This window comes from Paenibacillus yanchengensis, assembly GCF_042684845.1.
Lineage (GTDB): Bacteria > Bacillota > Bacilli > Paenibacillales > Paenibacillaceae > Pristimantibacillus > Pristimantibacillus yanchengensis.
The window spans coordinates 122,209-137,833 of sequence record NZ_JBHUMH010000022.1; the positions used below are offsets into that span (position 1 = coordinate 122,209).

The 15,625-nt window shown below is 38.3% G+C and carries 11 protein-coding genes; all 11 read left to right on the top strand.

Annotated elements, in window-relative coordinates:
- Nucleotides 1-28: 28 nt before the first annotated feature.
- The 11 genes from ACFSTH_RS11075 to ACFSTH_RS11125 all read left to right on the top strand — a co-directional run bounded on the left by ACFSTH_RS11075 (nt 29) and on the right by ACFSTH_RS11125 (nt 15,610).
- On the top strand, nt 29-3,205 hold the full coding sequence (locus ACFSTH_RS11075; protein ID WP_377771249.1) for an alpha-mannosidase: 3,177 nt from the start codon (nt 29-31) through the stop codon (nt 3,203-3,205).
- Between the two features lie 731 nt (nt 3,206-3,936).
- The gene (locus tag ACFSTH_RS11080; protein ID WP_377771251.1) at nt 3,937-4,479 is read left to right on the top strand and encodes a hypothetical protein; all 543 of its coding nucleotides are present in this window, start codon (nt 3,937-3,939) and stop codon (nt 4,477-4,479) included.
- Between the two features lie 70 nt (nt 4,480-4,549).
- Nucleotides 4,550-5,026, top strand: coding sequence for a hypothetical protein (locus tag ACFSTH_RS11085; protein WP_377771253.1), 477 nt, complete (start codon nt 4,550-4,552; stop codon nt 5,024-5,026).
- A gap of 254 nt (nt 5,027-5,280) precedes the next feature.
- Complete coding sequence (locus ACFSTH_RS11090; protein ID WP_377771255.1) at nt 5,281-7,596, top strand: helix-turn-helix domain-containing protein; 2,316 nt, start codon at nt 5,281-5,283, stop codon at nt 7,594-7,596.
- Nucleotides 7,597-7,672: 76 nt separating this feature from the next.
- Nucleotides 7,673-8,128 (top strand): GNAT family N-acetyltransferase, encoded by a 456-nt coding sequence (locus ACFSTH_RS11095; protein WP_377771257.1) that lies wholly within the window; start codon nt 7,673-7,675, stop codon nt 8,126-8,128.
- 138 nt (nt 8,129-8,266) lie between these two features.
- Entirely contained in the window at nt 8,267-9,517 is a 1,251-nt protein-coding gene (locus ACFSTH_RS11100; RefSeq protein ID WP_377771259.1) for an MFS transporter, read from the top strand.
- A 542-nt stretch (nt 9,518-10,059) separates the two neighbouring features.
- Nucleotides 10,060-11,055, top strand: a complete 996-nt coding sequence (locus tag ACFSTH_RS11105; protein ID WP_377771261.1) for an Rpn family recombination-promoting nuclease/putative transposase — start codon at nt 10,060-10,062, stop codon at nt 11,053-11,055.
- Between the two features lie 370 nt (nt 11,056-11,425).
- Complete coding sequence (locus tag ACFSTH_RS11110) at nt 11,426-12,850, top strand: alpha/beta hydrolase family protein (protein WP_377771263.1); 1,425 nt, start codon at nt 11,426-11,428, stop codon at nt 12,848-12,850.
- Nucleotides 12,851-12,885: 35 nt separating this feature from the next.
- On the top strand, nt 12,886-13,287 hold the full coding sequence (locus ACFSTH_RS11115; protein ID WP_377771265.1) for a GntR family transcriptional regulator: 402 nt from the start codon (nt 12,886-12,888) through the stop codon (nt 13,285-13,287).
- Entirely contained in the window at nt 13,280-14,386 is a 1,107-nt protein-coding gene (locus ACFSTH_RS11120) for a DUF1648 domain-containing protein (protein ID WP_377771267.1), read from the top strand. The genes ACFSTH_RS11115 and ACFSTH_RS11120 overlap by 8 nt, the downstream gene beginning before the upstream one ends.
- 198 nt (nt 14,387-14,584) lie before the next feature.
- Nucleotides 14,585-15,610, top strand: a complete 1,026-nt coding sequence (locus ACFSTH_RS11125) for a sialidase family protein (protein WP_377771269.1) — start codon at nt 14,585-14,587, stop codon at nt 15,608-15,610.
- The last annotated feature ends 15 nt before the right edge of the window (nt 15,611-15,625 follow it).

Consider the following 15,625-nt stretch of genomic DNA (forward strand, 5'->3'; position numbering starts at 1 on the left):
TTTTGACAAAATAGGAGGAGATGGCATAGTGATCAATGAGAAAATGATGGGGAAAACATTAAGTAAATTAAGGCATTTAACGGAGGTTTATGCCGCCTATATTTTTGACGAAGTAGATGAAGTGGCGATGCAACACTTTGAAACGGACGAGCATATGTATGCGGTACCAGGCGAGGAAGTAGGTTGGCAAGCGACAACAACCGGAGAAGTGTGGGGGAAAGCTTGGTCTACCGCTTGGTTTAAAGGAAACTATCAAGTACCTGCTTCGCTAGCAAATCAAAAACTATATGTAGCTGCAACGACTGGTGGTCATGAAACGATGTTTTGGGTCGATGGTCAGCCACGTGGCTTATATAATGAAGGCGTTTTATCTGGAAATTTAGGGAATCATAAATTTGAGCGACTGACCGATGGTGCATCTGCTGGTGCGACGTTTGAGTTAGCATTCGAAGCCTATGCGGGTCATCCATTAGTCGGTACGCAGCCGTACCAAACTTACGATAATAATGGCACATATGATAGTAACTTCAAACGTACATTCCAAGCAGTGCGAATTGCAACTTGTCGGGAAGATGTGAAAGCTTTTGTATTTGATTTGCGGACGCTTAATCAAATGGTGCAATCGGAACATATCGATGAATTTCGTCGTGGGAAAATAGTTCATGTGTTGCTCGATGTATTTCAAGTGCTAGTGCAATTTCCGGAACATGTTAGCGAGCAACAATGGCGTGCTCCACTTTCTGTTGCTCGTGAGCTGATGCGTCCACTGTTGGCGCAAAAAAATAGTTCATCTGCTCCAAGTGCCGGCATTATTGGTCATTCCCATATGGATACGGCATGGCTCTGGACGATGAAGGAGACGATTCGGAAATGTGCCCGTACGTATGCGAATGCATTGGAGTTGATGGAGCAATATCCAGAATATATCTTTATGCAAAGTTCGGTCTTTCACTTGGAATTAATGCGTAGACATTATCCAGCACTATTTGCCCGAATTAAAGAGCGGATTGCAGAAGGACGTTGGGAACCAAACGGTGGCGTATGGATCGAACCAGATTGCAACTTAACGAGTGGCGAATCATTAGTCCGGCAGTTTATGAAAGGACAGCATTATACAAGGGAGCATTTTGACTATACAGCAGATGTGTTTTGGCTACCGGATACGTTCGGTTATAGTGCTGCTATTCCGCAAATTTTACATGGTGTAGGGATCAACTACTTTTTGACGACAAAGTTAACATGGAACGATACGAATACGTTTCCTTATGATACATTCTACTGGCAAGGGCTAGATGGATCGACAGTGTTAACCCATTTTAACGATATTCATTGTTGGCCAGATGCAGAGACGCTGCTGACGAAATTGTATGGTAAAGGGCAAGATTTCCGTTCGGTCAGAAATGAAATTCAACATAAGCATGTCAACGATCGGAGACTTATTTCTTATGGATTCGGAGATGGGGGCGGCGGTCCACAATATGAAATGCTGGAAGCAGCAAGACGTGTGGAAGATTTGGAAGGTGTTCCAAAAGCGAAGCATATGAAAGTCAGTTCATTTATGGAGCAATTAGAAGCAACTTCTCAGCGGATACCTGTGTATACAGGCGAACTGTATTTCGAAGGACATCGTGGTACTTTAACACAGCAGCATGCGATTAAGTGGAACAATCGGAAAGCAGAATTTGCGATGCGTAGTTTGGAATTTATGCAATCGTGGCGCTTGGCGCAACATCTGCCAATAACAGCTCAAAGTGATGATCTGTATGAAACGGTGCTTAACAATCAATTTCATGATATTTTGCCGGGAACGTCATTGCCAGAAGTACATGATGAAGCCGTTCGTCAGTTAGAAGCAGTTATTACTACGGCACAAGAGCGGATCGATGAGGGAATGGCAAGTGCTGTCGCTGGAAATAAGGACGAAAATAGCAAGGCGATAACGGTATGGAATACATTAAGTTTTGCGCGAACGAGTCCATTTGTCATCACAGCTATTGCTGATAATGTAGTCGTAGCTGAGCCAGCTATTTGTCAACGAGTCGTCAGTTTAACTGGAGAAAAGCAGCTCATTGTCAGTGGTGTGACATTAGCGCCGCTCCATGCACAAACTTTGTCGCTTGTTACTGATGAGGCATCGACGTTTGAGCAAGGGCAGCGATCTGCATTTCAATATGACGGAACAAGGCTGATTACACCACAAGCTCGGATTACATTTGATGAGTATGGTTATATCGCTTCGTTTGAGGATGTACAGACAGGTAGGCAACTGCGAGGGAACGGACATCCGTTGAATGGTTTTTTAATGGGAGAAGATGTACCGGCATCATGGGATAATTGGGATATTGATCACGATCAAGCGCTAAAAATGCAGCTGCAAACGAAGTTAACGAAGCGAGAAGTAGTAGCGGATGGTCCTTTGCAGTTTAGAATTCGTAGTACGTACGAAATTGGCAATCACTCTTCAATAGAGCAAGATATGATATTCCATGCACATACGCTGCAAATTGATTTTGAAACGATTGTAGATTGGCAAGATAAACATCAGTTGTTGAAAGTAGCTTTTGATGTGAATATTCACCGCAATAAAGCTCGTCATGAAGTACAGTTTGGTCATGTGGAACGTCCAACGCATCGCAATACGTCGTATGATCAGGCGATGTTTGAAGTGAGCAACTATAAATGGACAGATTTATCCGAACATCGCTATGGAGTAGCTATATTAAATGATAGTAGCTATGGCATTGCTGTAGAGCAATCGGATATAAGATTAACACTGCTCAAAGGTGGTTGTCATCCTGATCCACGTGGCGATGCTGGTAGACATCAACTGACATATTCCTTTTTACCACATCGTAGTGGTTTTAGTACGGAAGCTGTTATTCAGCCGGCTTATGAATTGAATGTACCGCTACTTATGATTAATGGGCAATTGGAGCAATCTTTTGACTCATTGGTGCAAGTGGACGTTAGCAACGTTCTGATCGAAACGATCAAACCAGCGGAAGCAGATCAAGCATACGTTATTCGCTTATACGAAGCGGAATGTTCGGCAACGAGTGTCAGACTTACCTTCGGTAATCAACCACAACGAGTAGAGATAACGAATATGCTAGAAGATACAATTGAACAGTTGCATCTAGATGGTAAAAAGGCAACGATTTGGATGAATGCTTTTGAAATTAAAACAATAAAAGTGTATGTATAATAGATAAATAGCTGCTTCATTTTAGTGAAAACTAAAGTGAGACAGCTATTTTTAACTAGGACATGTCTGAAAACTAAATAATTGTATGCTATGATTTGAGAAAATTCAAGCAAGCTCTTTCACACTATACTATTAATCAATTAATGGTTATTTCATATCATCACTAGGTCATGTTCAAGATCAATGAATGGAACGGTAAGCTTGTACGTAATTTCGTACAAAGTGACATTCCGATCAGCGAAAATGCGAATGTTTGTTTGTTTTTTCGTATAAAACCTTTATGCTTAACCTATTGTCGGGGGCAGTTTATACGATTTTTCGTATAAACTTGATCTCCTCCAGTACTTATTTGAATGTTTGTACGTTTTATCGTATAAAACTCTTACGCTCGTATAAACTCCTACTATACTTCCCGATTACTATTTCCACAGTAAATTGTAAAACCTCATGCGATACAAGCCACGTCTAAACGACCGAAGGTCAATTACTACAACATTTATACATGCAAAAAACCGACTCTAAGATCTAATTTTCACATTTATATATAGATTGCATTTAGAACGGGATAAGTGATGAGTTTACAGGCATGTTCTAATCAAATGTAACTTTAAGTACGATTCAATTGCAACATTATTCCAGTCGACAACGTTATATGTAAGTAAAAGTAAAGCATTATTTTTTAGTCAAATAAAATCAAATTTGAAATAATGAGTGAAGCGAACAGAGGATGAATGGGGTGGGTACTAATAAAGAGTATTCTTGCTAGAAAAGGAATTCGGTTTATCTTTGCAGGTATCGTAATTTCTATCACTCTTATATTGTTGTATTGGTATCAAACAAATGATAATAAGGATAAGGAAGTATTGAGCAGATTAAACGACCATATAAAAATAAACGATGTTAAGTTATATCTTCTGGAGAAGCAATTGATTGAGTTACTTGGTGAAGGTGAATATATCGAAGGGTTTGGCGGGCATGTAAGAAACTACATTGCAAAAAAAATTAAAATTGGAATTTCTGAGGATTCAGATAATGATTATTTTGGCAGAGTAAGCTCCATTACATTTTCGAATCCCTTATATTCAATTTATGGAATTAAAGTTGGCGATTCAAAACAAGAAGCGATAAATGTATTGAAAGAAAAAGGGTATGAACAATTAGAAGAAGATCATTTTGTGAATGGTGAATATGTGATTGCTATATACGGAGAAATACAAGTTCAAGAGTTGAAAATTTCTTTTAGTGATAAAGATGTAAGTGATAGGAATTATTGATTGAGCGCAATGATTTTTATTAAACGTCCGAGGGGGAAGCATTAGATGAAAGGAAAAGGAGTGTATTTGCGTGAAAAAAGTGTTTTTCCTACTTATGCTTGTTGTACTAGTAGGTTGTACAGTTTCAGAAGATGCTACGGAAGAATACTCTGAAGATTTTAATTTTGTATTTGCTTATGGCGTAATGAAAAAGAACGTATTGAATACATTTGATAATGAATATACAAAAGATCTTGTGCAGGATGGTACAATTAAAACAGAACTTATTTTGACAAAAGAAGAGAAACAAGAAATCTTTGCATACATGAAAGAGATAGGACTATTTCAATATCCAAAAGAAATTACAGCAATGAATGTAAAGCCAGATATTGGTTATATGTTTGAAATAAATAATAACGGAATAAAACGTCAAGTGAATTGGATTGGAATGTTCAATAATTCTAAGCGTGATAAACAATTTGAGCAGTTAACCAGCATGATTATAGAATTAATTGCATCTAAGGAATCATTTCAATCTTTACCTGAAAGCAATGGATATTATGAGTGAACGTTTGAAGAAATGACATTAGTGAAAAAGTATGGCGATGGAGAAATCAGGTTGGAGATTCAAATGACGTAATAGAAGTCCACTCCCTATTAGTTGTAAATAGAGGGAGTGGACTTCATACTTTTGTTTCGCATAATAGACGACGCTGTTGCTAGATAAGAAAAGCATGGTCAAAACAGTGTAATCGTGTTACTTTGAGTAGAGGATCAATTTGAAACTAAATGCAGCTAGAGGGTATAGTAGGGGGCGGATGTATGCAACATAGCAGAGAAAAATTATCGATTCGATTTTATAAATATTTTATTTCCTATTCTGTCATGTTGTTGTTCGTATTGTTACTACTAGGAAGTATATTATATGGACGGTTGCATGATATAGTAAGCACTAATGCTGAAACTGTAAGCGTTTCGATATTGGCGGAGTTTCGGAAAAATACAGAAAGCCGACTAACGGAAATGGAGCGAATAGCGCTCAAAATTCCATTGAATACACGTTTAAGCCCTTATGCGCTGGCGAATGATGGCTATGAAAGCTATCAAATGATGCATGAAATTCGCTCCTATGTCGCCGGGAATACATTTATCTACGATATGGCATTAGTGTATGGTTATCAGGAAGAAGTGCAAGTCATTGGGACAAGTGGAACGTACAAGCTGGAACAGTTTTTACAACGAGAATACGCCTTTGAACAGTTAGATTTAGATCAATTGGTTAATGTAGCTGCTGTCGCTAAACAGCCGATACTATTGCCTGTACAGCTAGGCGCGACATCCGAGCGTAATATTGAGAATTATTTCCTATATATTACTCCACTAGCTGGTTCTTATCAAGAAGCACCTCGTATGGCGTTATTTATTATTAGTGAGCAACAGTTTCTTGGTTCAATTAAACGAATTTTGCAAGGGTATGAAGGCTACTCCTATATATTAAATGAGCAAAATGAACGGTTAGCGTTTACTACGTTTGGAACGGTAACAAAATTAGATGACAATGCTATGTTAGAGCAATTGTTAGAAATACCTTCGACGCAACAAGAATGGAAATGGAACAAGCAACAGATGTCGCTTATTAGATTAACATCGGAGTTAAATGGGTGGACGTATATGTTAGTTATGCCAAAGCAACAGTTTCTTAAAGAAACGAATGAGCTGCGACAGATGTTTATTATTACGGTGTTAGTAATTTTTGGGCTAGGTTTGCTATTAGCTTATTTATTTGCACGGAATCATTATAGACCATGGCGCAAATTAGCTACATCGATTGCTGGATTTCATTCCAATAAGGAATTAGGGCATACAGATGAATATTCTTATGTATCCGAGGCGGTCGGTTATCTTTCAAGTGAAAACGAACGAATGACGACTAGGATGAAAACCCGCAGCCGGTTGTTAAAAGAAAAATACGTTTATTATTTGCTACATGGCGATGTGCGTAAAATGCAGGAACTTGTACAGTTGTTAGACACTCCGCAATTTTTAATGACTTATCCACACTATGCAATTATTGTTTTGTCGATCGATGATCAGCCCAACTATTTGCAGCTACCACGGGCACAGCAGCAATTGTTACAATTCGGTTTAAGTAATGTGTGGGAAGAATTGGCGGAAGAAGTAGGAAGTAGCTATAGTATGGAAGTGACTGCGAATCACGATGTAATAGCAGTAGTAAATTTCGATGATGTTGAACAAGGCTATACGCTATTAAAGCAGCAAGCGCACAAAATGATTGCTATATATGAACAGTATTTTCGAAAAACGATTACGATTGCGATTAGTGAACCGTTTACTGGAGTGCACGAAGCAGAGCATCATTGGCGGCAAGCGGAGGAATCAGTGCAATATCGCTATTATTGGGGCGATGGGCAAGTTATTATGTATGCTGCTGTCGTAGCTTTTTTGCAAAATGAACGTGAAATGGACGTTGCTTCGTTGTTTGAGAAATTGTTTGTCATGTTGAAGCAAGCGGATGAGATTGAAGCGGAAATGATCATACGTGCTATCAGTACGTTGATGAAGCAGTCTGGAGTTACTCCGATAGCTGCTACAAAAATTTGGCAACAATTACTTAGCCATATGATCCGTGAGATGAAAAGTATGAACGAATCATTAGGAATTTATTGCGAAGAGGAAGTTAATCGAATTGTTCTTGAGGAGCTGCGACAGCTTACGGATGTAGAGCAAGCCATTATTGAACTATGTTACCATCTGGCTGATTATATTGAATACCAACGAGAAAGCAAAAGTTTTGTACTACTTGAAAAATTAATGCAAATTGTAGATCAGCACTATACGGATAATACGGTAGCACTCGATTCTATTGCTGAACAAGTAGCGTTGTCGCCCTCCTATGTCACTCGTTACTTTAAAGATCAAACGGGCTATTCTTTAATTCAATATTTGGATAAACGGCGAATGGATGAAGCAAAGATATTGCTCAAAACAACCAATTTGAAAATTAGTGAAATTATTGAGCAAGTAGGTTATGTAGATGAAGCTAATTTTCGGCGGAAGTTCCGTAAGCAAGAAGGGATGTCACCGATGCAATATCGTGAACTTAGTCGGGGGGAATAATTATAGCATCACCATATACGAATAATTAAGCGGGTTTAACGAAAATACAAGGTTTGCATAGAAAGGATAAATGTTTATGAAAATTCGGATGTTTAGCGATAATGATTTGGCAGGTTGCGTTCAGCTTCTTATCTCTGTATTTAATGAGGAGCCTTGGAATGATAATTGGACAGTAGAGAAGGCTGAATTATACTTAATGGATTTTGTGAATAATCCTGGTTTTATGGGATATATTGCTGAGAACAGCACTGGTGTCATAGGATTTTTGTTCGGATACCGGAAACGTTGGTGGAGTGCAGATGAATTTCATGTTAATGAATTTTGTGTAAAAATTAGTGAGCAAAGAAGAGGAATTGGAAAGGAGTTAATGAAGATATTAGAAGACGATTTAGTTAAACAAAAAATTATGAATATAGTGCTTTTAACGAATAAAGGGGTTCCAGCAATGGAATTCTATGAAAGAAATGGATTTACTGCGGTTGAACGAATCGTGTTTTTAGCTAAAAGTCTAGAAGATCAGATAGATAGATAGAAAGTAAAGTAAAGTAAAGTAAAGGAAAGTAAAGAACATTGTCGAAGTAAAATTGATGTTAATTAAAAACAATTGTGTTTGGTGGTCATGTTTGCTATTCTAATAAAGCAAAAAAACATAGAACGAAGGGGTTCCTACATGACAAATCGAACGCTAGAATCCAATTGGGTGCGGAATATCGTACTTTTTTTGAGTAGCCAGACAACATCTTTGTTTGGTTCATCGCTTGTACAATATGCCATGATGTGGCACGTTACATTAACTACAAAATCTGGATTGATGATGACATTGTATATCATTTGTGGGTTTATCCCAACATTTATATTGTCTCCAATAGCTGGTGTTTGGGCAGATCGGTATGATCGTAAAAAATTGATCGTTATTGCCGATGGTATGATTGCATTTGCTACGTTAATTTTAGCGATTTTGTTTTTGCTAGGATATCAACAAATTTGGTTACTATTTGTGATGGCGGCTGTTCGTGCTTTTGGTGCAGGAATTCAAACCCCGGCAGTTGGAGCAATCTTGCCTCAAATAGTACCGAAAGATAAATTGACCAAAGTGAATGGAATAAACGGTAGCATTCAAGCTATTATGATGTTTGTAGCGCCGATGGCGAGTGCTGGACTATTATCGATTTCATCGATAGAAATTATATTTTTTATTGATGTGATTACAGCTGCTCTTGCGATTGTGATGTTGTTAACATTAGTGAAAGTATCCGTCCACGAGAAAGCATTGGAACAACAAACAACGTCTTACTTTAGTGATTTTAAAGAAGGATTATTGTATGTTAAAAATCATGCTTTTTTGAAAAGCTTCTTTATCTTTTTTGCTGTCTTCTTTCTCTTAATGGCACCGGTATCGTTTTTAACACCGCTACAAGTAGCACGGACATTTGGTGATGATGTTTGGCGGCTAACCGCCATTGAAATTGCCTTCTCTATCGGGATGATGTTAGGTGGAGTTGTTATAGCTATTTGGGGTGGCTTTCGCAATAAAATTAAAACGTTAGCGTTGACTGGTATTATTATGGGCGCATGTACTATTGCACTTGGTGTACCGACTAATTTTTGGATCTATCTCACTTATATGGCTGTATTCGGTGTGGCTATGCCAATTTTCAACACGCCAGCGACTGTGTTATTGCAAGAAAAAGTAGAAGAACATTATATGGGCAGAGTTTTCGGTGTGATGGGAATGATTTCTACTTCCATGATGCCACTCGGCATGTTAGTGTTTGGTCCGCTATCTGACATGGTAAGAATCGAATGGCTTTTGCTTGGCACAGGGCTAGCTATTATAATACTTGCTTTCTTTTTAAGTAAAAATAAAGTATTACTGACAGCTGGCGAACCAACAACTGAAGAAACTGCTAGTAGCGTCTAAGGAATGCAGATGAGAAATAAGGAATTCTGTGAAAATTGTAATAGGCGAGTATAGTAGGGTTTTATATGAAAAAACGTACAAACATTTGAACAAGTGAGTGGAGAGATCAAGTTTGTGTGAAAAAACGTATAAAGTGACTAAAAAATAGGTTCAACGTAAGGATTTTATACGATAAAACAAACAAACAACCGCAATTACGTTGACCTGAATGCAACTTTGCACGAAAAAACGTACAAACTTACTTGTTCCATACATTGATCTTGTATATTATCTAGTTTTGGCATAGAATATCCATTAATAGTATAGTGAGTAGGCGAAGCTCACCCCGCCTTCCTTTCCATGCATATAATAATATAGTTTTCAGACACGTTCTAGTAATGTAAACGATATAAAACCGTTATTGAATATCTCTTTTAACTGCAAGCAGCAGTGTGTGGTCGTCTTTTGAACGATTGCGGATTGCTAGCTGTTTGTAGTTGAGGGAGATTTTTTTATTTTTATGGATGTTCTATAGACAAATGAAAATATGGGAGCTGTAATCTATGGAATCTATGGCACAGCAAGAAACGCTACATCCACGTCATGACACGTCGTATCGATTTTTATTATCCAGTAAAAAATTATTTGTAGAGTTGTTACGTTCATTTATTAAACGAGATTGGATACAAGATCTGAACGAGGAACAGGTAGAAGAAATTCCCCATACGTTTATTTTACAAGATTTTAAGCGACAAGAAGCAGATCTAGTTTATCGTGTGAAGTTGAACGGGCAAGATGTTATTTTCTACTTATTATTAGAACTACAATCGAGTGTAGACTATCGGATGCCGTATCGTTTACTATTATACCAAGTTGAAATTTGGCGATACTTAATTCAAAACGATGCTACACTTTTTGCTAACCGTAAATCATTTCAATTGCCCACCATCTTACCAATTGTGTTGTATAATGGAAAGAGAAAGTGGCGTGCGAAGCGGCAGTTTCGTCAATTGTTAGCAGGCGAGGAATTATTTGAATCAGAACTACTTAACTTTGAATATTTATTTATAGATGTCGTACGATATACAGAAGAGGAATTGTTGCAACTGTCGAATATAATAGGTTCGATACTACTACTAGATCAAACGGATGAAGTACCGCAATTACTGACGAGAATAGATAAGTTAGCTCATATAGTAAAACAGTTACCTCCAGAAGATAAGCAAAAGTTTTTTGTTTGGATGGAGAATGTGTTGCAGAGACGATTAACACAGCACGAAAAAGATGTGCAAAGATTGCTGGAAACGTTGGATCAAACAATGGAGGAGGGGGAGGAAATGTTACGGTTTGAAAAAGCGCTATACAAACTGCGAAAACAAAGCATTCAAGAAGGTTTACAAGAAGGAAAATTAGAAGGAATGCAAGAAGGTTTGCAAACGGGGCAGCGTATGGAGAGGGAAGTAATAGCTAAGCGCATGCTTAATCTAGGTATGGATATCTCTGTCGTTGTATCAGCAACTGGTATTACTGAGCAAGAAATTGAACTATTAGACAAGTAAAAATCGAGATAGGATCATAAGTTAATAAGAAATTACCGTAACTATAATAAGTGGCTGTAATTTCTTTTTTGTGTAAACAAGCTATTTTAAAATAGTTGCTATGGCAATATGTAGCTATCACTCGTCATTCTATGTGTATCCCCTTCGCTCAGTACCATATTATTACATATGACTGAGCGAGGGGGATACGCATTAAAAGAACGTAAAGTATAGAATGGGCTGGAGAAAGTGTGAACGAACACTAGTTGCCGGCTTTTTTTGTTATTTATAGACAAAGTGAAGTTTTATATTGTCTAGATTTATTCTATCTGTTATAGTTGTAATATAACAAGAGAAAGTAAAACAGATATTAGAAGAGGGAGTGCTGTAGATGCAGAGACGGATGAGATGGCTCTACTTATCGGTAAGTATCATGTTGAGTGTTATGCTTTTATTAACAGGTTGTGGAAGTAGTGGGAAGCAAGATCCAGCGAATACGAAGGATACGGGAATGAATGTTGAAAGTGGAGTCGAAAATGGGGCAGGTAATGCAAACGGAAGCGGAGATGGGAGCGAAAGTAGCAAGGAAGATGTAGAGTCTGCTTCGAATTGGAGTAGTATGAACGGTTACTGGGAAGGTGCTATTGAAATACCTAATCAGCCATTGCTTATTCAAGTAACAGCGACAGACGAGAGCGGGGTTATTGCTATTCCTATTCAAGGAATAAACGATTATCCGTTAAGCAATGCTCGCATAAAAGATGATTCGGTATATTTTGAGATGGCGTTGCCAGGGCAAGTGATTACGTTTGATGGAAAACAAGAGCAGCATACGATTAGCGGAACATTTCAACAAAATGGGCAGTCATTTCCGTTTAAAATAACGAAGCAAGAAAAAGAAATTAGTATAAAGGAAGAAAAATTGGTACAAGTGAAAGTGCAGCAAGGGACGATGGTTGGTGAACTAGAAATACCACAAGGTGAAGGACCATATCCTTTGGCGATTATTATTGCTGGTTCTGGACCTACAGATCGGGATGGCAACTCTACAATGCTACCTGGAAAAAATAATAGTTTGAAAATGGTTGCGGAGCAGTTAGCAGAACAAGGTGTAGCCAGCATTCGTTATGATAAACGAGGTATTGGCATGAATAGCGGTTTGGGTGGTAAAGAAGAAGATGTTACATTTGAATTATTTGCGGAAGATACAGCTCAGTGGATCGAATTCGTTCGAGCGGATGACCGTTTTTCAGCAGTTGGTGTTGTTGGTCATAGTGAAGGATCACTCGTTGGTTTAGTAGCAATGCAGAAAGCCAAGGCAGACTTTTTCATTTCACTTGCAGGAGCAGGTAGAACGATTGATCATGTACTACTAGAGCAGCTTACTAGTCAATTACCAGATCAATTGCTGCAAGAGGCAGAGAAAATTGTAAGTAGTCTGAAACAAGGACAGCTGGTTTCTCAAATAAGTCCAGAGTTAGCATCATTATTTCGTCCATCTATTCAACCATATATGATCTCGTGGATGAACCAAGATCCAGCTCAATTGTTGCAAAAATTGAAAATTCCTACTTTAATTGTTAATGGAACGAATGATTTGCAAGTGGCGGTTTCGGAAGCAAAGGTATTACATCAAGCTGACCAAGCAGCTACATTACTTATTGTAGATGGCATGAATCATAATTTAAAAGAAACTACTTTGGATCGGGAAGAAAATATAGCAGCACTAACCAATCCAGATCTACCACTTGCTAATGAATTAATGAAGGGCATAATATCATTTTTGCAAAAGCATCAATTCATTGCAGTTAAGTAATAGTAGTATTTGTGAAAATAAGGTGGTGACCTATTATGTTGCTTCAGATCGATTTGCAGTCAGAAGTTCCTATTTATACGCAGCTTGTCCATAACATTATTGAAGGCATCGCTCGTAAAGAATTGCTGCCTGGCGAGGCACTACCATCGGTTCGGAGTATGGCTGCTGATCTAGGCATTAACTTGCATACGGTCAACAAAGCTTACAATATATTAAAACAGGACGGCTTTGTTCAAGTAAATCGCAAGCAGGGAGCAGTTATTCATCCAGCGTCATTCCCGCTTGCCGATGAGCAATATCAGTTACGATTACAGGAACAAATGCGTCCGCTTATTGCCGAGGCAATATGTCGTGGGATGAGCAGTGAACAGTTTAAAGTAATAAGCGAACAGATATATTCCCAATTTAGTATAGGGGAGGAAAAAGAAGATGGATAGTAGCTGGATGATGATTATAACGTTACTAATTATGCTGCCTGTCATAGTAATAACGACGATTATTCCGTATTTAACGAGACGGATCGAAAGCTTTGGTGTGACGATTCCAGAAGTAGCACAGCGTGATCCACATATTGTCGTCTTGAAAAAACAATATTTGATCTTCAATAGTATACTTGGTGTTGTTGTAATTATATCGTTATCGCTAATTACGTGGTTCGTTCAAAGTGAAACAGCGTGGGCAGTATGGCTCACCGTTCATTTATTCGGATATATGATACTGTCATTCGTTATTTATTTAAAACAGCATCGAGCAGTGAAACAGTATAAACTGGAGCAACAATGGTCTACGGAGCATGCACAGCGTATCGTAATAGATACAACCTTCCGCAAACGTAATATAACCATTTCTTATTATTGGTTTATTCCGCATATCGTTATAGTTGTTATTACTGCATTAGTTGGAGTGCTAAATTATGCACAGTTTCCGGACATCATTCCGATGAAATATAGTATGAATGGCGAAGTGATTAATAGCGCTATTAAGAGCTATAGTACGGTATTGTGGCCGGTGATGACACAGTGTGTTCTTTTAGTTTTGTTTATATTTGTTCATTATACATTTAGTCGAAGTAAACAGTTGGTAGAGTCGAGCGATCCAGAAAATTCGTTGCAGCGCAATATTATATTTAGACGTCGTTGGTCCATATTTATGATGATGAGTAGTTTTCTGTTAGTTGCTTTGTTCTTATTCATCGAATTTAGTTTATTTTATAGTTGGACTGGCAATGAGCAAACGATAGCTCCACTCGTAGTAATTGCATTTATATTAATAGGGGCTATCATTTTATCGATTACAACCGGTCAAGGTGGCAGTCGGATTAAACTGAATAACGGAGTGCCAGCAACGACACTGACGACAGCAGATCATGATCAACATTGGAAAATGGGTGTATTTTATTTTAATCGAGAAGATCCAGCTATTTTCGTTGAGAAGCGTTTTGGTGTTGGGATGACGATGAACTGTGCTAGACCGCTCGGTTGGCTAATTTTGCTAGGTATTATCGCTCTACCTCTACTTATTATGTTGTTTATTTAAGTTGGCTTATGCCAGAAGCAGTAGCTTACCATTGGTAAGTTGCTGCTTTTTTTGTTGCATAAATAGTAATTTTATTTAAACGTAAGAGAAAATAACACTACTATTTTATAAAAATTTATATAAAATAAACTAAAACGATAAAATAGTTGATATAATTGGTTTAGATATTAAAAAATTATAAATGTAAGGGGTAGAACAATGATAACAATTGTTGACAAGCAAAAACAGTTTTTATTTGAGGATGAGCGACCGTTTCAAGAATGTCATGCATCGACAGTAGTTGCTTTGCCAAACGGAGATTTGTTAGTTTCCTATTTTGCTGGAAGTAAAGAAGGAAGACCAGATGTCGCTATTTGGTGTTCTCGACGAGTAGATGGCGTATGGCAAGCACCCGAAAAAGTAGCAGACGAAGAAGCTGTTATTCATTGGAATCCCGTCTTGTTTCGCAAACAATCTGGTGAAATTGTGCTGCATTATAAAGTGGGTCACCCGATTGCTACATGGTCGACGAGAGTTATCGTTTCGCAGGATGATGGGCATACGTGGTCTTCTCCGAAGGAACTTGTTGTTGGAGATCGGGGCGGACGAGGACCGGTGAAAAATAAATTAGTAGCTTTGCATGACGGAACATGGGCTGCGCCAGCTTCTATTGAAAATGAACAATGGACTAGTTTTGCTGACTTATCTTACGATGAAGGGGAGACATGGGTGCAAAGTGACATGGTGCCCGTATGGCGAGGACCAATTAGTGAAACTCCTGCTGGAGCATCATATCTACCGGGCAAAGGAATCATTCAGCCAACGATATGGGAATCAAAGCCTGGTCATGTACATATGTTGATGCGCAGTACAGGTAGCTCGATCTATCGAACAGATTCTACTGATGGTGGTCGGACTTGGTCTATGGCGTATCGGACATATTTGCCGAATAACAATAGTGGGATTGATTTGGTTAAGTTAGAAAATGGTGCATTAGTGTTAGCGTATAATCCGGTCGGAATGAGTAAAGGACCAAGAATGCCGATGCTACTAAGTATTTCTTATGATAATGGGCATCATTGGGAAGAGTTAATTGTGTTAGATGGCGAATATAGTGTTTATAAAAAACCACATGGTACTGGTGAATATTCTTACCCGGCAATTATAGCGGAAAACGATTATATTTATGTCACCTACACTTGGAAGCGTCAACGTGTTGTTTGTTGGAGTCTGAAAATAGAATAATCGAGCGAAAGAGGC

Bases quoted from the DNA above. Each gene is read 5' to 3' on its own strand.
- ACFSTH_RS11090 (WP_377771255.1), top strand. From the start codon at position 5,281: ATGCAACATAGCAGAGAAAAATTATCGATTCGATTTTATAAATATTTT.
- ACFSTH_RS11100 (WP_377771259.1), top strand. From the start codon at position 8,267: ATGACAAATCGAACGCTAGAATCCAATTGGGTGCGGAATATCGTACTT.
- ACFSTH_RS11080 (WP_377771251.1), top strand. From the start codon at position 3,937: ATGGGGTGGGTACTAATAAAGAGTATTCTTGCTAGAAAAGGAATTCGG.
- ACFSTH_RS11095 (WP_377771257.1), top strand. From the start codon at position 7,673: ATGAAAATTCGGATGTTTAGCGATAATGATTTGGCAGGTTGCGTTCAG.
- ACFSTH_RS11105 (WP_377771261.1), top strand. From the start codon at position 10,060: ATGGAATCTATGGCACAGCAAGAAACGCTACATCCACGTCATGACACG.
- ACFSTH_RS11120 (WP_377771267.1), top strand. From the start codon at position 13,280: ATGGATAGTAGCTGGATGATGATTATAACGTTACTAATTATGCTGCCT.
- ACFSTH_RS11125 (WP_377771269.1), top strand. From the start codon at position 14,585: ATGATAACAATTGTTGACAAGCAAAAACAGTTTTTATTTGAGGATGAG.
- ACFSTH_RS11115 (WP_377771265.1), top strand. From the start codon at position 12,886: ATGTTGCTTCAGATCGATTTGCAGTCAGAAGTTCCTATTTATACGCAG.
- ACFSTH_RS11110 (WP_377771263.1), top strand. From the start codon at position 11,426: ATGCAGAGACGGATGAGATGGCTCTACTTATCGGTAAGTATCATGTTG.